This is a genomic window from Pantoea sp. NSTU24 (assembly GCF_050157905.1).
In the GTDB taxonomy this organism is placed as follows: domain Bacteria; phylum Pseudomonadota; class Gammaproteobacteria; order Enterobacterales; family Enterobacteriaceae; genus Pantoea.
In genome coordinates, this window is record NZ_JBKIWZ010000001.1 from 129,410 (window position 1) to 147,543 (window position 18,134).

The 18,134-nt window shown below is 57.5% G+C and carries 18 protein-coding genes; 8 read left to right on the top strand and 10 right to left on the bottom strand.

Features of this window, described 5'->3' with window-relative positions; genetic code table 11:
• The first annotated feature begins 105 nt into the window (after positions 1 to 105).
• Complete coding sequence (yacL, locus tag ACLHDD_RS00535) at positions 106 to 486, top strand: protein YacL (protein WP_427102504.1); 381 nt, start codon at positions 106 to 108, stop codon at positions 484 to 486.
• A 33-nt stretch (positions 487 to 519) separates the two neighbouring features.
• Here the strand turns inward: yacL and ACLHDD_RS00540 are convergent, their stop codons facing one another.
• The 5 genes from ACLHDD_RS00540 to ACLHDD_RS00560 all read right to left on the bottom strand — a co-directional run bounded on the left by ACLHDD_RS00540 (position 520) and on the right by ACLHDD_RS00560 (position 5,943).
• Positions 520 to 1,203: an SDR family NAD(P)-dependent oxidoreductase gene (locus tag ACLHDD_RS00540; RefSeq protein ID WP_427102505.1), complete on the bottom strand. Its 684-nt coding sequence runs from the start codon at positions 1,201 to 1,203 to the stop codon at positions 520 to 522.
• A complete protein-coding gene (locus tag ACLHDD_RS00545; protein WP_427102506.1) occupies positions 1,200 to 2,402 on the bottom strand; it encodes a sialidase family protein in 1,203 nt (400 codons plus the stop codon). The genes ACLHDD_RS00540 and ACLHDD_RS00545 overlap by 4 nt, the downstream gene beginning before the upstream one ends.
• A 1-nt stretch (position 2,403) precedes the next feature.
• Positions 2,404 to 3,819, bottom strand: a complete 1,416-nt coding sequence (locus tag ACLHDD_RS00550) for a sodium:solute symporter family protein (protein ID WP_427105146.1) — start codon at positions 3,817 to 3,819, stop codon at positions 2,404 to 2,406.
• Positions 3,820 to 3,898: 79 nt separating this feature from the next.
• Positions 3,899 to 4,783 carry a dihydrodipicolinate synthase family protein gene (locus ACLHDD_RS00555; protein ID WP_427102507.1) on the bottom strand — a complete coding sequence of 295 codons (885 nt, stop codon included), beginning with the start codon at positions 4,781 to 4,783 and terminating at the stop codon, positions 3,899 to 3,901.
• A gap of 11 nt (positions 4,784 to 4,794) precedes the next feature.
• Positions 4,795 to 5,943: an iron-containing alcohol dehydrogenase gene (locus ACLHDD_RS00560; protein WP_427102508.1), complete on the bottom strand. Its 1,149-nt coding sequence runs from the start codon at positions 5,941 to 5,943 to the stop codon at positions 4,795 to 4,797.
• Positions 5,944 to 6,130: 187 nt separating this feature from the next.
• Between ACLHDD_RS00560 and dtnK the strand changes: the two genes are divergently transcribed.
• Genes dtnK through ACLHDD_RS00575 form a run of 3 tightly spaced genes read left to right on the top strand, consistent with a single transcriptional unit; the run spans position 6,131 to position 9,134 of the window.
• Positions 6,131 to 7,390: a D-threonate kinase gene (gene dtnK, locus ACLHDD_RS00565; RefSeq protein WP_427102509.1), complete on the top strand. Its 1,260-nt coding sequence runs from the start codon at positions 6,131 to 6,133 to the stop codon at positions 7,388 to 7,390.
• Complete coding sequence (locus ACLHDD_RS00570; RefSeq protein ID WP_427102510.1) at positions 7,383 to 8,363, top strand: D-threonate 4-phosphate dehydrogenase; 981 nt, start codon at positions 7,383 to 7,385, stop codon at positions 8,361 to 8,363. The genes dtnK and ACLHDD_RS00570 overlap by 8 nt, the downstream gene beginning before the upstream one ends.
• Positions 8,364 to 8,369: 6 nt before the next feature.
• The gene (locus ACLHDD_RS00575) at positions 8,370 to 9,134 is read left to right on the top strand and encodes a DeoR/GlpR family DNA-binding transcription regulator (protein ID WP_427102511.1); all 765 of its coding nucleotides are present in this window, start codon (positions 8,370 to 8,372) and stop codon (positions 9,132 to 9,134) included.
• Between the two features lie 43 nt (positions 9,135 to 9,177).
• Here ACLHDD_RS00575 and speD read toward each other — a convergent pair whose 3' ends face one another.
• The 3 genes from speD to ACLHDD_RS00590 form a co-directional block, all read right to left on the bottom strand.
• Positions 9,178 to 9,987, bottom strand: coding sequence for an adenosylmethionine decarboxylase (gene speD / locus ACLHDD_RS00580; RefSeq protein WP_427102512.1), 810 nt, complete (start codon positions 9,985 to 9,987; stop codon positions 9,178 to 9,180).
• 28 nt (positions 9,988 to 10,015) lie between these two features.
• The gene (gene speE, locus ACLHDD_RS00585) at positions 10,016 to 10,879 is read right to left on the bottom strand and encodes a polyamine aminopropyltransferase (protein WP_427102513.1); all 864 of its coding nucleotides are present in this window, start codon (positions 10,877 to 10,879) and stop codon (positions 10,016 to 10,018) included.
• Positions 10,880 to 10,982: 103 nt separating this feature from the next.
• Positions 10,983 to 11,330, bottom strand: a complete 348-nt coding sequence (locus ACLHDD_RS00590) for a YacC family pilotin-like protein (RefSeq protein WP_111140856.1) — start codon at positions 11,328 to 11,330, stop codon at positions 10,983 to 10,985.
• 180 nt (positions 11,331 to 11,510) lie between these two features.
• Here ACLHDD_RS00590 and cueO point away from each other — a divergent pair, with 180 nt between their 5' ends.
• Entirely contained in the window at positions 11,511 to 13,121 is a 1,611-nt protein-coding gene (gene cueO / locus ACLHDD_RS00595; RefSeq protein ID WP_427102514.1) for a multicopper oxidase CueO, read from the top strand.
• Here cueO and ACLHDD_RS00600 read toward each other — a convergent pair whose 3' ends face one another.
• Entirely contained in the window at positions 13,122 to 14,405 is a 1,284-nt protein-coding gene (locus ACLHDD_RS00600) for a cystathionine gamma-synthase family protein (protein ID WP_427102515.1), read from the bottom strand.
• A 235-nt stretch (positions 14,406 to 14,640) separates the two neighbouring features.
• On the opposite strand from ACLHDD_RS00600, the gene hpt reads away from it, so the two are divergent.
• Positions 14,641 to 15,177, top strand: a complete 537-nt coding sequence (gene hpt / locus ACLHDD_RS00605) for a hypoxanthine phosphoribosyltransferase (protein WP_427102516.1) — start codon at positions 14,641 to 14,643, stop codon at positions 15,175 to 15,177.
• A gap of 82 nt (positions 15,178 to 15,259) precedes the next feature.
• Here the strand turns inward: hpt and can are convergent, their stop codons facing one another.
• Positions 15,260 to 15,916, bottom strand: coding sequence for a carbonate dehydratase (can, locus tag ACLHDD_RS00610; protein ID WP_427102517.1), 657 nt, complete (start codon positions 15,914 to 15,916; stop codon positions 15,260 to 15,262).
• A gap of 108 nt (positions 15,917 to 16,024) precedes the next feature.
• On the opposite strand from can, the gene ACLHDD_RS00615 reads away from it, so the two are divergent.
• A complete protein-coding gene (locus ACLHDD_RS00615) occupies positions 16,025 to 16,954 on the top strand; it encodes an ABC transporter ATP-binding protein (RefSeq protein ID WP_111140290.1) in 930 nt (309 codons plus the stop codon).
• Positions 16,951 to 17,721 carry an ABC transporter permease gene (locus ACLHDD_RS00620; protein WP_427102518.1) on the top strand — a complete coding sequence of 257 codons (771 nt, stop codon included), beginning with the start codon at positions 16,951 to 16,953 and terminating at the stop codon, positions 17,719 to 17,721. The genes ACLHDD_RS00615 and ACLHDD_RS00620 overlap by 4 nt, the downstream gene beginning before the upstream one ends.
• Positions 17,722 to 18,134 lie beyond the last annotated feature (413 nt).

The following is an 18,134-nucleotide window of genomic DNA, read 5'->3' on the forward strand; positions in this document are numbered from 1 at the left end:
GGATTTCGCCAGACAGCCTGTAATAATGCGCGACGTGTCACACTTTGCTGCAGAAGCAGCACGGACACTTATCAGGTGACGCGACGACGTTGAGAGGAACGGGCGATGGAATATGAATTTTTACGCGATGTGACCGGACAGATTAAAGTCCGCATGTCGATGGATCATGAAGCGGTCGGCCACTGGTTCAACGAAGAGGTCAGCAACGATCCGGGCCTGCTGGATGAAGTGGAGGCCGCCATTGAAGATGTGAAAGGCAGCGTGCGTCAGTGGCAGCGCATCGGCAGCGAGTACACCATTCTGCTGGATGAAGAAGAGGTGATGATCCGCGCTAACCTGCTGGCACTGGAAGATGATGGCATGGAGGAGGGGATGAACTATTACGACGAAGAGAGCCTCTCGTTCTGCGGCATTGAAGACTTCCTGCTGGTGATCGCCGCCTATCGCCAGTTCGTTAATCAGTACGGTAAGCCAGTCCGGCAATGACAGCCGGGCGACCTGGGTCACCCGGCCTGTGCGCTAACTCAGCGACGCGCCGCCGCACATTACCAGCTGCTGACCGGTGATCGCCGCCGCCGCCGGGGAGAGCAGGAAATCGACCAGTCCGGCGACCTCCTCCGGCTGAATGTAGCGGCCGATTGGCGGCAGGCGGGGCGGCGAACTTGCCCGGCCCGGCTGCTGCAGCATCGGGGTTTCGGTGGCACCAGGCGCCACGATATTTGCCGTGATGCCGCGCGGTGCCAGCTCTGCGGCCCAGCTACGGACCATGCCGATCATCGCCGACTTGGTCGCCACATACTGACTGCGGCCCGCCGCGCCGCCTGACGTGCGACTCCCCAGCAGCACGATCCTGCCACCCGTCTGCATCTGCGGCGCAAAGTGATTCGCCAGCTGTTCAGCGGCGGCAACATGCAGCCGCCACAGGCGTGCGCTGGCCTCGCCGTCCAGCTCGCCCAGCGGCGCGGCCTGCATCATGCCTGCTGCGTGAACCACCGCCTGCGGCACGGGCAGCTTCACCAGTAATGCCTGCAATGCCGCGCTGTCGCTGATATCGACCTGATGACTCTGCCAGCCGCTCTCTGCCCGATTGATGGCCGAGCGGCCGAGGCCGACTACATGCCAGCCGGCACTGAGCAAGCGATCGGCGATCGCCTGACCGATGCCGGAACTGGCCCCGGTCACCAGCGCCATTCGCGCGATCACGCGTCACCTCCCTGCACCCAGGACTCCTCAACCCGCACATACTTAATCGCCTGACGATACCAGGTGTAGGCAATATGCAGTTCGCCGTTAACGCCCTGCTTGATGCTGGGGTAGGAGAATTCGCGGTTCAGCTTCTGCTGAGAGTTATTGGTCATGCAGTAACCATCGCCCTCATCCAGATTGCGCTGCAGCGGCCAGCTTTTACCGCCATCCGTGGAGATCGCCAGCGTCATCGGTGCGCGTGGCGCGCCCCAGAAGGCGGTACGACCGCTCTGCACGATCGGTGCGGCGGCGACCGCCATGTCACTTTCTCCCATCTCTTCATCATCTTCGATCTCATCATACAGCGACAGACGCCGCTCGCTGGCCCCTTCTGCGCTCATGGCGTTGAACACCAGCGCCAGATGACCGTTGCGCAGTGTGGTGACCTGAATAGAGGAGTTGTTGTTGGGCAGCGACAGCGGCTCAGGTGCGCTCCAGCTCTCACCCTGATCGACGGAGCGGCTCTGATAAATATGGTCGGCCCAGCGGCTGCGGTAGAGCGCCAGCAGGGAGCCATCCTCCAGCAGCGTAACGTTCATGTGCACGCAGCCGGTGCTGTCAGGCACGCTGACATCGCGCCAGCTGCGGCCCTTATCTTCCGAGATTTTTACCGCGCTGACATCATAGCTGCCGACCCATTTTTCTCCGGGAGGCGTCAGGCAGTAAAAGACCGGCAGCAGCCAGTTGCCGTTGGGCAGCACCACGATCGGCTGGCGAATAAAGGTGCCGGGCTTATCCAGCAGGGTACGGATTTCACCCCAGCTCTGACCCAGATCGTGAGACTGGCGATAGCGGACAATCGCCGTGTCCTGATTGCCCGACTTCTGCGCCGTCCAGAGCAGCCACAGTACCTGGTCGGGATCGAGGAACAGCACCGGGTTCTGTTCTGAGCGACCCGGATCGTCAGAGAGTTTCTCTGCATCGCTCCAGCGGTCGCTGCCTTTTTTCAGCCGCGAGCACCAGACGGAGATATCGGCGATCCCCTCCTGTGTGCCGCCAAACCAGACGCAAAGCAGATCGCCATCGGGCAGCGGCAGCAGATTGGCCGCATGGTTCTGCGGGCAGGAGGAGGGCAGCATCGCAATCTGCTGCGCCCTGTCCTGCGGGTGCGGCGCGAGCTGGCCGGTGCGTTCAGCGGTGACGGTTTCCTGAGTCATATTAGGCTCCACTTTTTTGTGCATTGTGTTGCGGTTGAGGCTGAGACTGACGTGATGGAATGCAGCGGTCAATCATCATAATGATGGCCGGGGTAATCAGCGCCACATACATATTGTCGATACCAAAAGGATTGCCCATCAGGAACCAGACGGAGGTGACCAGACAGGCACCAATCAGACCGGCATTCGCGCCCCGCGTACTCTTAAACCATGGCAGATAGAACGCCATAATCGCCACCACGGTGATCGACAGGCGGATCGCGCGGGTAAAGAAGGAGAGCTTCAGCACTTCCGGGAAGAACAGGACAAACAGTAGCGGGAAGAAGCCGATAGCGATCGAGATCCAGCGCGTGACCTTAAATTCACGCTCCGGGGTCGGCTTACGATAAGGAACATAGAAATCTTTCACGACCAGCGAGGCAATAGCCAGCGCAACGGTGCCAACACTGACGAAGATGGAGGCCACCAGCGACGTAGTGACGATTCCGGCCAGCCACGGCGACATATCCTGCAGAAATACCGGCAGCGCATAGAGGCTGTTGATATCGGGATGCGCAAACTTCGCCGCTACGCCAATCAGCGCCATTGCCAGACCGATAGGCAGACAGAAGATAAAGGCGATCCAGGTCGCGCGTTTTGCAGACTTCACATCTTTAGTCGAGGAGATTGCCTGGATCACAAACTGGGTACAGAAGATCGATCCCACGGTGCCGATCAGCCAGGCGACAATGGTGCTGGCCCCGACATGCCCATCCCATGTCCAGTAGAACGCGGGCATTTTCTCAATCATCGGCGCGACGCCACCGGTCATCTTCAGCGCCACATAGAGAATAATCAGGATCCCGGCATATTTGATGGCGCTATGCAGCAGTGTTACCCAGGCGACGCCTTTCATGCCACCAAATGCAAAATAGAAGGTGCTGACTACCGCTGTAATAAACGCTGCCTGCGTCAGATTGATTTTCAGGACGGTGGAGATCGCCGCTGCACCGCTGATGTAGTTACCGACGTTCACCAGCAACAGCGCATAGATCATGATCAGCGAGATGATATTTTTGGTCGAGCTGCCATATTTCTCGGCAATAGCACCGGAGATCGTAATCTTGCCGGTGTTATAGATGCGTCTGACCAGAATCAGGCCAAACAGCGGAAAGCCAATCGCCGCGCCAATCACCGACCAGGAGGCGGCGAAGCCATCCTCAAAGGCCGCCTGGGCCGTGCCGATGGTTGATTTTGCTCCGATATATTCAGACATCAGCATGATGCCGACAATAAAGGCGGGCATGGCGCGCGAGCCTTCCATAAAGTCGCCGCTGGATTTACTGCGCAGCCGCCAGGTCAGCCAGGTAGTGAACAGGATATAGGCGACCACCATACCGACGATCAGTAAGGTACTTTCAGTTGAAAATGCTTTCATCATGACCTCGATTGTTCTGGCAGATGGCGACCATCAGGCTCGTTCTCATCTGACCGGTAGAGTACAAAGGCGATGGACGTTACTGCAGGTAGTGGTTCACGATTTGACGAATCTGCTGCTGCTCTTCGGCGCTGAACTGCACCGCATAGCGACTTTCACCGACCTCAAAGCCCTGCAGGCTGACCGCTTTTTTCACGGCGGCGGGTGAAAAACCGATGCTATAGAGCGCGGTGCGCAGTCCGGTCACGCTCTCCTGTGCCTGCTGCGAACCGGCGATATCTCCGGCGCTGAAGCGCGCCCAGATCGCGTTAATGGCCGCCGGGGCCACGTTAGCCAGTCCGGAAATGGCGGCGGAACAGCCCTCAACGAACCCCTGATGGATCAATGAATCCGGGCCGTTCAGAACATTGAAGCCTTTACAGTCGGCAGTGGCCTGCAGAAATCCGTTCAGGCTCTCATAGCTGCCTGCGGAGTCTTTGATGCCGACGATGTTTGGATGCGCCGCCAGTGTACGTACCGTTTCGGGCTGCAGGGTGTTGCCGGTGCGTGCCGGGATGTTATAGAGGAACAGCGGTACCGGAAGCGCATCCGCCACGCGCTGATAGTGATCAATCAGTTCCTGCTGTTTCAGCGGAACAAACCACGGTGTGATCGCGGAGACCGCGTCCACGCCCAGACGGCCAATCTGCTGCCCGAGCCGGATAGTTTCGCGGGTCGAAATCTCGCCGATATGTGCGACCACCGGCACCCGGCCGTTGACTTCATCCACGCAGGTGGTGGTGACGGCAATTTTCTCCTGCTCATTCAGCACAAAAAATTCGCCGTTAGTGCCGCCGCAGAAGATCCCGTTACCGGCATTGATTTGTCGTCTGACCTGCTCGCGCTGCGTGACCGGATCAAAGGCCCCTTCACGGTCAAAAGTGGTGACGATGGCCGTCAGAATGCCCTCTATTTTCTTATTCATAACAATCCTCATTACGCCTGGCAGGAAGGAAACAGTGTCAGGTAGATGGCGCGCACATCGTCAGCGCTGACAGTCATCGGCACATTTTTCATCAGGCGCTGAACGTCGAGTGCCGCTTCCACCAAATAGGACAGGTGATCCGGGCTGATGCCCAGCTCTTCGAGACTGGCAGGCAGCTGCAGCCGCGCGACCAACGCGGTGAAATAATTCACCAGCGCATGGGATTTCTCTTCATCGCTTAAATGGCTGTCGGCATCGGGCAGCAGGTCATAGGCCTGAGCGAACTTGCTCACTGCCGCAGGACGGACAAAGCGCATGCAGGGTGCCAGCAGAATGGCGTTAGCGACCCCGTGTGGCAGATGATATTTGCCGCCGAGCGGATAGGAGAGGGCATGCACCAGATGGGTACCGGCATGGGCGATGGCTGCGCCGCCATAGTAAGAGGCCCAGAGCATCTCCAGCCGTGCCTGTAAATTGTCGGGCTCACGCAGGGTGGTCTCAAGATGCGTAAACAGCTTCTTCATGCCGGTCAGTGCATAGTTGTCGCTAACCGGATTGGCGACGTTGGCCGTGAAGCACTCAATCAGATGGCAGAGCGCATCAATGCCGGTCGAAGAGGCGATGTGGGCGGGCATGCTGGTCGTGAGTTCCGGCACCAGCGCCACCACATCCGGCAGCATCACCGGGGAAATAATACCGACTTTAGTCTCTTTCTCCGGGATAGCCAGAATCGCATTGGGCGTGGCTTCAGAACCGGTTCCGGCGGTGGTCGGAATCAGTATCGAACGGGTGCGGCGCTGCGGCTTTTCACCTGCCAGCAGGGCGTCGAGCGACGGTGCTGTATCAAGGCAGAGCACAGAGAGCAGCTTCGCCACATCCAGTACGCTGCCACCGCCGATGCCGATCACCATGTCAGCCTGCTGATGGGGAAGCGTCGCCAGGATCGCGGCGACATCGTGCTGGCTAGGCTCAGGCGGGACGCTGTTGACCAGGCAGAGCTGCGGAATCCGATCCCGCAGTTGCCCTATCAGCGCCTGTACCGCCGGAATCGCCTCAATATTACGATCCGTGACCACCACTGCGGCAGAGACGCCCTGTAGCAGATAGCGCATGTCATTCAGCGCCTGGTAGCCGCTGATTACCGTGCTGTTAATGTTCATTTCATCCCCTCTTTACCGTCGCAGCGAAGCACATGATTAATTTTGCTCAGCGCAATGCGAATCAAGTCACTCTGTGTGGCTAAATTTATAAGGCATATCGATTTCGATTAATTTGAACTTGCTCACATATAATCAATCATGATTGAATATAATCAAATGCAGCGGCAATTGCCTGACAGGAGTAAGGATGAACTCATCAATATGGAAAACACCGGTGCTGGTCATCGCTGATGACTTTACCGGTGCCAACGATGCCGGAAGCGGACTGGCCCGGGCCGGTGCCCGCGTGCAGGTGCTGTTTGGCCTGGAGGCGTCGTTGCCGGATGAGGTGGCGGATGTACTGGTCATCAGCACCGATAGCCGGGCCGTCAGCGCCGGGCAGGCGGCGGCACGCGTCACGCAGGTGGTGCAGCACTACACGACACAGTTTCAGCCGGGCTGGCTGTTTAAGAAGATGGACTCCACGCTGCGCGGCAACGCCGGTACGGAAACAGTGGCAGCGTTGCGCGCCAGCGGCAAAACCCTGGCGCTGGTGGTGCCGGCGGTGCCGCGACTGGGCCGCACGACACGGCAGGGTCACGTATGGGTCGATCAGCGTTTGCTGACGGAAACCGAATTTGCCAGCGATCCCAAAACCCCGATCCGCAGCGCCCGCGTTCTCGATCAGATGCAGATCGACGGCGCGGAGATCGATCTCGCGACGCTGCGCAGCGATCGGCTTGATGCTGTACTGGCCGCGGCGCAGGGGGTGGTGGTGGTGGATGCCGAAAATGAGGCCGATCTGACGCGGCTGATTGCGGCGGCGGCGCGACTGCACGAGAAGCCGCTGCTGGTCGGGGCCGCCGGATTAAGCGATGCGCTGGGCGCGGCGCTCTCGGTTCGCCCGGCCCGGCCGGTGCTGGCGGTAGTGGGATCGATGAGTGACAGCGCGCAGCAGCAAATCGCTGTCCTGCAGCAGCAGCGGCCCGTTGCGATTGTGGACGTCGATATTGCTCAGCTGTTTCAGCAACCCGCGTGGCCGGATCGGACGCGCTGGATCGCGCAGGCAGCTGACGCGCTGCGGGCCGGTCGCCACACGGTGATCCGCACCTGTCAGCATCGCGCTCAGCGCCACGCGATCGATGCGCTCTGCCAGCAGCACAGTCTGACGCGCCAGCAACTGGGTGAGGCGATCTGCCAGTTGCTGGGTGAGATGACCTTAAGCCTCTGCCGCGCCGCGCTGCCGCATGCGCTCTATCTGTCAGGGGGCGACGTGGCGATCGCCGTCGCGCAAGCGCTGGGTGCCAGCGGCTTCAACATTCAGGGTCTGGTGGCGGATTGTGTGCCGCACGGGGTTCTGCTTAGCAGTGAATTTACTCTGCCGGTGATGACCAAAGCGGGTGGCTTTGGTGATGCGAATACGCTGGTAGCAGCCATTGGTTTTATTGAGGAGAAGTCGAGTGAGTAAAATTATTGCGATTACGATGGGCGACCCGGCGGGCATCAGTCCGGAAATCATTATCAAATCACTCTCTGAAGGTGAGCTGAATGGGATTCCTGCCGTAGTGATTGGCTGCGCCAGCACGCTGCGTCGCATCATGGCAATGAACATTACACCCCAGGCTGAATTACGGGTGCTGGATCGGGTGCAGGATGCGCACTTTGCGCCGGGCATCATTAATGTCATTGATGAGCCGCTGGCGGATCCCGCCGCCCTGAAGCCTGGCGTCGTGCAGAAAGAGGCGGGCGATCTGGCGTGGCGCTGCGTGAAGCGGGCAACCGCCCTGGCGCTGGCGGGGGAGGTTCACGCCATTGCCACCGCACCGCTGAACAAAGAGGCAATGCATGCCGCCGGTCATCTCTATCCGGGACACACCGAACTGCTGGCGCACCTGACCGACACCAGAGATTACGCGATGGTGCTCTACACCGACAAACTGAAAGTCATCCATGTCACGACCCACATCGCACTGCGCAAATTCCTCGACACGCTGAACCAGACGCGCATCAAAACGGTGATAGAGATGGCGGACAGCTTCCTGCGCCGTGTGGGTAATCACGCCCCGCGCATCGCGGTGGCGGGGGTTAATCCGCACGCCGGAGAAAACGGGCTGTTCGGGGATGAGGAGATTACGACGGTCGCGCCCGCGATTCAGGCGATGAAAGCGCAGGGCATAGACGTTTACGGACCCTGTCCGCCGGATACCGTGTTCCTGCAATGCCAGGAGGGGCTGTATGACATGGTGGTAGCGATGTACCACGATCAGGGACACATTCCGCTTAAGCTGCTGGGCTTTTATGATGGCGTGAATATCACCGCAGGCCTGCCGTTTATCCGGACGTCTGCTGACCACGGTACGGCGTTTGATATCGCCTGGACAGGTAAAGCGAAGTCTGACAGCATGGCGATCTCAATTAAACTTGCGATGCAGCTCGCTTAGGGAACTATGAACGGACAGAGCCGTCTTGATCAGATTATGGATTATCTGAAAAGTCATAATCTGGTGACTGTTGAGCAACTGGTTAATGCCATCTCCGCCTCACCCGCGACAATCCGGCGCGATCTGATTAAGCTGGATAAAGAGGGCGTAATCAGCCGCAGTCATGGTGGCGTTACGCTGAACCGTTTTATTCCTGCCCAGCCCACCACGCTTGAGAAGCTGCAGCGTAATCTGGCGGAAAAACAGGCGATCGCGACCTCTGCCGCCAGTTTTGTCCGGGCGGGAGATGCGGTCGTGCTGGATGCGGGCACCACCATGCTGGAGCTGGCGCGTCAGCTTACGCATCTGCCGCTGCGGGTCATCACCGCAGACCTGCACATTGCGCTATTTCTGTCTGAGTTTAAGCAGATCGAAGTCACGATTATCGGTGGCCGAATTGACGACTCCAGCCAGTCCTGTGTGGGAGAGCATGGTCGCCGGTTGTTGCGCAGTATCAACCCAGACATCGCTTTTGTCAGCTGTAACTCCTGGAGCCTGGAGCGCGGCATTACTACGCCTACCGAGGAGAAAGCGGGCCTGAAGCACGATTTGCTGGCTAATGCCGCCCGGCGGGTATTGCTGGCGGACAGCAGTAAATATGGCTCCTGGTCGCTGTTCTGCGCGTCACCGGTGGACGATCTGACGGATGTCGTGACGGACCCCCGGTTAGATGAGGCTGTCTGTCGCACGCTGCAGGAGCGCGGGATTACGCTGACGCTGAGCGCCGGATAAACAGCACGCGCAGATTACGGCGGGTAATGCTGCGCGCCTGATGTTACAGCGTCTTCAGTCCCACGGCGGGGATATTTCTGCCGTAATAGATCTCACGCATCTCCTTCCACAGCAGGTCGGTAATGCGCTTGTGCTCCTGCGGCGTAAGATCTTCCGGACGGGTATTAAACAGGTAATGTTTCAGGTCAAATTCTTTCAGCAACATCTTGGTATGGAAGATGTTTTCCTGATAAACGTTCACATCCACCATGTCATACATTGCTTTCATATCTTCTGACATGAAGTTCTGAATGGAATTGATCTCATGATCGATAAAGTGCTTCATCCCCTTCACGTCGCGGGTGAAACCGCGCACCCGGTAATCGACGGTGACGATATCGGACTCCAGCTGATGAATCAGGTAATTCAGCGCCTTAAGCGGTGAGATCACGCCACAGGTCGACACTTCAATGTCTGCGCGGAAGGTGCACAGTCCGCCTTCGGGATGGCTTTCCGGATAGGTGTGTACGCAGATATGACTTTTATCGAGATGGGCCACGACCGAATTGGGCAGCGGGCCCGGATGCTCGGAGTTATCGATATCTCTGGGATCGATAGGCTCTTCGCTGACCAGAATCGTAACGCTGGCACCCTGCGGTTCATAATCCTGGCGGGCGATATTCAGTACGTTGGCGCCAATGATGGAGCAGGTTTCCGTCAGAATCTCCGTCAGACGGTTAGCATTATATTGCTCATCGATATAGGCAATGTAGCCATCGCGTTCAGCTTCAGTATTCGCATAGCAGATATCGTAAATACAAAAACTCAGGCTTTTTGTCAGGTTGTTGAAGCCATGTAGTTTTAGCTTTTGCAATTTCGTTCACCTCCTTAGAGATGCCCTATCAGCTCGCGGCAGATAACGCATCTAACAGATATTGCGGCAGGGCAAAGCTGCCGGTATGGATCGCTGGCGTGTAGTAACGGCAGCGCAGGTCGGCGCGTGCAAAGCGCGACTGCAGCGTGGCGACATCATGCTGACGCAGCGCCGGGTTATCACTTGCCCAGGCAAAGGTCATGATGCCGCCGTAATAGGTCGGGATTGCCGCCTGATAGAAGCTGACATCTGCAAAATAGTGACCCAGTTTACGATGACTGTTGACAGCTTCATCCTGCTGCAGGAAGCAGACGCCATTCTGCGCTACAAAGATGCCATTTTCATTAAGGGCCGCTTTACACCCTGCATAAAACTCCGACGTAAACAGACTTTCGCCAGGCCCAATGGGGTCGGTGCAGTCAGAGATGATCACATCGAACGTCTCCTGCGTCTGATTAACGAAGTTTACCCCGTCATCAATCACCAGCGTAAAACGCGGATCGTCATAGGCACCGGCGCTGTGATTCGGCAGATACTGGCGGCAGAACGTCACGACACCTGCATCGATCTCTACCATGGTAATCTTCTCGACTTCAGGATGACGCGAGACTTCCCGCAGCATGGCGCCATCACCGCCGCCGATAATCAGAACGTGTTTCGCCGCCCCATGAGCCAGCAGCGGAACATGGGTCATCATTTCATGATAGATAAATTCGTCGCGTTCGGTGGTCTGTACGACGCCATCCAGCGCCATAATCCGGCCCATCGCCGCATTTTCGAAGATGATTAAATCCTGATGCGCAGTCTTTTCACGGTACAGCGCTTTATCTACCGTGAAATACTGGCCAAAACCGGCATGAAGGGTTTCATACCACGTTTCATTATGGGCCATTGTGCTCTCCTCTGATGACATCGCCATGAAGATGGGCGGCACATGATAGCTAACAGTGACCGTGGTTGCACGGTCAATGTCCGGCTGCAGAGGGCGTGAGGGGTTACCTGACGTAGGCCAGCAGGCTCAGTGAATCCCGGGCCAGAGACTTGCACTTTTTGTCGTTGGTAATGGCGATGCCGCTAAGATCGCGATAGCTCTCTTCGCCCAGCGCTTTCATGTTGTAGTTGCTGTAGTTGCTTAAATCCCAGCGGTTCTGCTGAGCAAAAAAAACCAGCGCCTTGCGAATCTGCGCGTCCGGGAGATCCTGATAGCCGCAATCATTCTTAAGATAGACGAAAACTGCTGTCAGATCGGCCAGATCTTCCGCTTCGGATTCGCTAAGGGCAAAGCTGGTGGAGGAGAAGCCAAGAAGTCCCGTCAACAGCAGGACCTTGATGCTTTGCTTCATAGTCATTCTCTTCAAGGGATATTACTCATGACGTTAGCACAGTTGCTGTGAGGTTTTCGATTAATTTGCCGCGCCGGGCCGCGGTGCCCTCTTTTTTCGTCAGATTCTCACAGCGAGACTTGACCTTCCCATAAGGTCAGGGTTTAGGCTGTCTGTTCCGATGCCACAAGGATGACCCCCATGCAACGTCGCCATTTCCTGAAACTCACCGCCGCACTGAGTGCAGCCGGAGCCTTGCCGCTCTGGAGCCGTTCGCTGATGGCGGCCAGCCGCCCGCTGTTACCGATCCCCTCGCTGCTGGAACCTGATGCCCGCGGCAGCTACAGCCTGACGGCGATGCAGGGCACGACTCAATGGAACGGCAAAGCGGTGCCAACCTGGGGCTACAACGGCAGCCTGCTAGGGCCGGTGCTGAAGTTGCAGAGTGGTAAACCGGTGACGGTGAACATCCATAACCGGCTGCGTGAAGCGACGACGCTGCACTGGCACGGGCTGGAAATTCCGGGTGCAGTGGATGGCGGACCTCAGGCGATGATTGCGCCGGGTGGCTCACGTCAGGTTTCGTTTACCCCCGATCAGCCCGCCGCGACCTGCTGGTATCATCCGCATCTGCATGGCAAAACCGGGCATCAGGTGGCCCAGGGACTGGCGGGCCTGATCCTGCTGGAGGATAAAGAGAGCGGCACGCTGCGGCTGCCTTCGCAGTGGGGCGTGGATGATGTGCCGTTGATCTTTCAGGACAAGCAGCTCACTAAAGATGGCAGCCGAATCGATTATCAGCTTGACGTCATGCGCGCCGCGGTAGGCTGGTTCGGTGACATGATGCTGACCAACGGCGTGCAGTATCCGCAGCATGCGGTGCCGCGCGGCTGGCTGAGGCTGCGCCTGCTCAATGGCTGCAATGCCCGGTCACTGCATATCGCCGCCAGCGATCACCGTCCTCTCTATGTGATCGCCAGCGATGGCGGCCTGCTGGCCGAGCCGGTAAAGCTCGACGCGCTGCCGATCCTGCCGGGCGAACGCTTTGAAGTGATGATTGATACCTCGGACGGTCAGGCCTTTGATCTGGTGACGCTGCCCACCGGGCAGATGGGCATGACGCTGCCGCCGTTTGATCAGCCGCTGCCGCTGGTGCAAATCCTGCCGCTGCGGGTGATGGCGAGCGCCACGCTGCCGGATCGGCTGGCGACGCTGCCTGCGCTGCCGTCCACCGACGGCCTGACTACGCGCTGGCTGCAGCTGATGATGGACCCGCAGCTCGACCAGCAGGGCATGCAGGCGCTGATGCAGCGCTACGGTGAAAAAGCGATGGGTAAGGGTGGGCACGGGCACCATGCGATGCCGCAGAAACAGGCGAAAGCCGCAGAAGAGCCGATGCCGTCGATGGACCATGGCGACCACAGCATGCATGACATGCCCGGCATGGCGCAGTCCGCCGGGTACGATTTCCACAACGGCAATAAGATCAACGGCAAAGCCTTTGATATGACAAAACCGTCATTCGCCGTGGCGCTGGGTCAGTATGAGACGTGGACGATTTCAGGAGAGGGCGACGCGATGCTGCATCCGTTCCACATTCACGGTACACAGTTCCGCATTCTCTCCGAGAACGGCAAGCCGCCCGCCGCGCACCGGCAGGGCTGGAAAGATATGGTCAATGTCGACGGCGGGCGCAGCGAAGTGCTGGTTCGCTTCAACTATGTCGCCGCCGCCGAACACGCTTACATGGCCCACTGTCACCTGCTGGAGCACGAAGACACCGGCATGATGCTGGGTTTTACCGTGAGCTGATTACGCCTGCTCCAGGGCCAGCCTCACATCCTCGATCAGGTCACCGGCGTTCTCGATGCCAATCGACAGCCGCACCGTGGCATCCGTGATGCCAATGCGCTGACGCACTGCCTGCGGCACACCGGAGTGGGTGGTGCTGCCGGGATGGCTGGCCAGGGACTCTGTACCGCCCAGGCTGACCGCCTGTTTAAACAGCGTCAGGGCATTCAGAAAACGGAACGCAGCGGGCTGACCGCCGGTAATATCAAACGAGAAGGTTGAACCGGCGCCGCTGCACTGTTCGCGATATGTTTTTCCTTCGGCGCTGTCCGCATCCAGATAGGGCAGCCAGTGCAGCTTCGCCACTTTCGGGTGATCGCGCAGAAACGCCGCGACCGCCTCCGCATTGTGAAAGGCTTTCTCCATCCGCAGCGACAGCGTTTCCAGCGAGCGGCTGAGCATCCAGCTGGAGTGAGGATCGAGCTGAGTGCCGATGGCGCTGCGCAACGCGCGCACTTTTGCCATCAGCACCTTGCTGCCCATCGCCGCACCGGCAATCAGGTCAGAGTGGCCGCCCACATATTTTGTCAGCGAGTAGAGCGACAGATCCGCGCCCAGCGCCAGCGGCTGCTGGAACAGCGGGCCGAGCAGGGTATTGTCGCAGGCGATAACGGGGCGCGAACCCTGCTGCTGCTCAATCTCATCGGCAATCCGCGCGATCAGGCGGATATTGACCAGGCTGTTTGTCGGGTTTGCCGGGGTTTCAATCAGGATTACGGCTACCCGACCCCGGCTCATGGCCTGCTGCGCCGCTTCACGAACTTTCGCCTCATCGTTACCGTCGCTGAAGCCGACAGCTTTGATGTCCAGATTGTGCAGCGTTTTGCTCATCAGGGTTTCGGTGCCGCCATAGAGCGGCTGCGAGTGCAGAATCACCTCGCCGGGCCGGGCAAACGCCAGCAGGGTGGTTGAGATCGCGGCCATGCCAGATGAGAAGAGTGAACAGCTTTCGGCCTGCTCATAAATCGCCAGACGGTCTTCAACAATCTCGCTGTTGGGGTGGTTAAAGCGAGAGTAGACCAGCCCGCCCGATTTGCCTTCCGGCGGTTCACGGCGACCGGAAACGTAATCAAAAAAATCCCGCCCCTCTTCGGCACTGTCGAAAACAAAAGTGGAGGTCAGAAAGACCGGCGGCTTCACCGCACCCTCAGAGAGACGCGGATCATAGCCATAATTCAGCATCTGGGTTTCCGGGTGCAGCGGTCTGTCGCCGATATGCGTTTTTTTGCCTGAATATGAAGTCATTGTGATCTCCGGCCAGCAGGGCGAGTAGGGTAACGATCCTGTTGGAAGAAGGCTACCATGCAGCGAATCATGCTGGTAAATGCCGTAATGTTCTAAGGTAATGCGCATTCCTGTCAGACGCGTGAAACGGGCGAGAATTTTTTCGACGTAATCGTTTGCGTATGGCGTGACTGCGCCGACGCGGCGGCGTCTGTGATAGACTGCGGGGCTTTCTGACGTAACCGGGCTGAACGCAATGAAACACACTGTTGAAGTGATGATCCCTGAACAGGCAATCGCCGCGCGCATCGCTGAACTGGGCAAAGAGATTAACGACCACTACCGCGACAGCGGCAGCGACATGGTACTGGTGGGGCTGCTGCGCGGCTCTTTTATGTTCATGGCGGATCTCTGCCGTGCTATTGATGTACCGCATGAGGTCGATTTCATGACGGCTTCCAGTTACGGCAGCGGCATGTCCAGCTCGCGCGATGTGAAGATCCTGAAAGATCTGGATGAAGATATTCGCGGCAAAGATGTGCTGATCGTCGAAGATATTATCGACTCCGGCAACACCCTGAGCAAAGTGCGCGAAATCCTGCAGCTGCGTCAGCCCAAATCCCTGGCGATCTGTACCCTGCTGGATAAGCCAGAGCGCCGTGAAGTTGAGGTCAATGTCGAGTATGTGGGCTTTGCCATTCCCGATGAGTTCGTAGTGGGCTTCGGTATCGACTATGCCCAGCACTATCGCCATTTGCCTTACATCGGCAAAGTGGTCCCGCTGGAATCCTGATACAGCCTTAACCGCACATTCTTCCAAGGCCTGCAGCCGTTGCCTGGTGTAGGCTATGTCGCGCTTTTATGCCGCGACCGACTCAGACGTGACTGTTCATCTGCAGGTTAGCCATGCCATGACGGTAGCGCTGTTCGAGGGTCTCCCGGCTGCTGGCGGTGACATCAAGGTTACGCAGACAGCCATCCTGAATACCGTATACCCAGCCATGCAGGGAGACAGTCTGTCCACGTTTCCAGGCCGACTGCAGCACGGTTGAGTGCCCCAGGTTGTAGACTTGTTCAATAACGTTGATTTCGCACAATTTGTCCAGGCGCTTATCCGGCGGGAGTTCCCCCAGCAACACGCTATGCTTGTACCAGAGGTCGCGAATGTGCAGCAGCCAGTTGTCGATTAAGCCCAGCTCCGGGTTATCCATCGCCGCCTGCACGCCGCCGCAGCCGTAGTGGCCGCACACAATAACGTGTTCCACTTCCAGCACCTCGATGGCGTATTGCACCACCGAGAGACAGTTCAGATCGGTGTGGATCACCAGATTGGCCACATTGCGGTGGACAAAGAGTTCGCCTGGCTCCAGTCCGGTCAGACGTTCGGCAGGGACGCGGCTGTCCGAGCAGCCAATCCACAGGAAGCGCGGTTTTTGTGTCTGGGCGAGCCGCTCAAAAAAGCCGGGATCTTCTTCAATCAGTAATTTCGACCATTCACGGTTGTTACTGATCAGGGTATTGATATCTGTCATGGCATTGAGCGACCGGTTACTGCGCAGAGTGCGCGCGCGTACTATAGGCCAGGGCCTGATAAATTTAAACGGCATTGTAATGCCATCAAAACAGGGTATGGATGCAGAATGACTTATGCACTGGAACTTTCCGGGCTGACCAAGACCTATGCCGGCGGCGTTCAGGCGCTGAAGGGCATTGATCTTAATGTCGAAGCCGGTGATTTTTATGCGCTGCTGGGGCCAAACGGCGCCGGTAAATCGACCACCATCGGCATTATCAGTTCGCTGGTGAATAAATCCGGCGGCAGCGTGCGGGTGTTTGGCTACGATCTGGAAAAAGATGTGGTCAATGCTAAACGCCAGCTGGGTCTGGTCCCGCAGGAGTTTAACTTCAATCCGTTTGAGACGGTAATGCAGATCGTCGTCAATCAGGCGGGCTACTACGGCGTCGAGCGTCGTGAGGCTAACCAGCGGGCGGAAAAGTACCTTAAACAGCTCGACCTGTGGGGCAAGCGCGGTGAACGTGCGCGGATGCTCTCCGGCGGGATGAAACGCCGTCTGATGATCGCCCGTGCGTTAATGCATGAGCCGAAGGTGCTGATTCTGGATGAGCCGACCGCCGGGGTCGATATTGAACTGCGCCGTTCCATGTGGGTCTTCCTGAAAGATCTTAACGCCAAAGGCACGACGATCATTCTGACTACCCACTATCTGGAAGAGGCGGAGATGCTGTGCCGCAACATCGGCATCATTCAGAGCGGCGAGCTGGTGGAGAACACCTCCATGAAAGCGCTGCTCTCTAAACTCAAATCCGAAACCTTTATTCTCGACCTGGCACCGCGCAGTCCGCTGCCGACACTGGAGGGATTCCAGTATCGTCTGACCGATACCTCAACGCTGGAAGTCGAAGTGCTGCGTGAGCAGGGGCTGAACAGCGTCTTCAGCCAGCTCAGTGCGCAGGGCGTACAGGTACTGAGTATGCGCAACAAAGCCAACCGTCTGGAAGAGCTGTTTGTGGGTCTGACGACGCAGGGAAAAACAGGAGTTAAAGCATGACACATCTCTACTGGGTGGCGCTGAAAAGCATCTGGGCCAAAGAGGTTAACCGTTTTGCCCGCATCTGGATCCAGACGCTGGTGCCGCCGGTAATTACCATGACGCTCTATTTCATTATCTTTGGCAACCTGATCGGTTCGCGCATCGGTGAGATGCACGGCTTCAGCTATATGCAGTTCATTGTGCCCGGATTGATTATGATGGCGGTCATTACCAACGCCTATGCCAATGTGGCATCGTCGTTCTTCAGCGCCAAATTCCAGCGCAATATCGAAGAGCTGCTGGTCGCGCCGGTTCCTACTCACATTATTATTGCGGGCTATGTGGGTGGCGGCGTCGCGCGTGGGGTCTGCGTGGGCATACTGGTCACGGCCATCTCGCTGTTTTTTGTGCCATTCCATGTGCACTCCTGGATCATGGTGGCAGTGACCCTGCTGCTGACGGCGATTCTCTTTTCACTGGCGGGTCTGCTGAACGCGGTGTTTGCGCGTACTTTTGACGATATCAGCCTGATCCCGACGTTTGTGCTGACACCGCTGACCTATCTCGGCGGAGTCTTTTACTCACTGAGCCTGCTGCCACCAGTCTGGCAGGCTATTTCTAAGCTCAACCCGATCGTTTATATGATTAGCGGATTCCGGTACGGTTTTCTCGGTATTCATGACGTGCCGCTGGTCTTTACCCTCTCGGTACTGGTGGCTTTCATTGTGGTCTTTTACGGGCTGGTCTATGCGCTGATTCAGCGCGGTCGCGGATTGCGCACCTGACAACGCAGAAACGGACAGGGCCACGCAGCGATAAGCGCGTGGCTTTTTTTTGTCTGTTAAAACAGCAATCGTTGCGGTTGTGGCTGGACTTAAAAATCGCCTCCGCTTCAGGTTCCGCTGTTACTTTTTCCCCTGCTGCTGCTCTCTATCCCGCTTTACTGCTGCCTGACAATAAAATAACCCTGATTTTTATCTGGTATTACACCCGCGGGCACACCTATCTTAATGACTCTGAAATAATAATTTTTTTGATTAGCCCTGACGCCAGGCGGTTGTTTATTTTTATCTGAGTTATCAGAACACGACGAGAGTAAGCTTATTGCTCCGTCCCGGGAAAAAAGGGTGGAGACGGGGTATTTTCAATAATAAAAATGGCTCGCGAGTCAGGACCGGTTTTTAATCAAGGTCAGGGG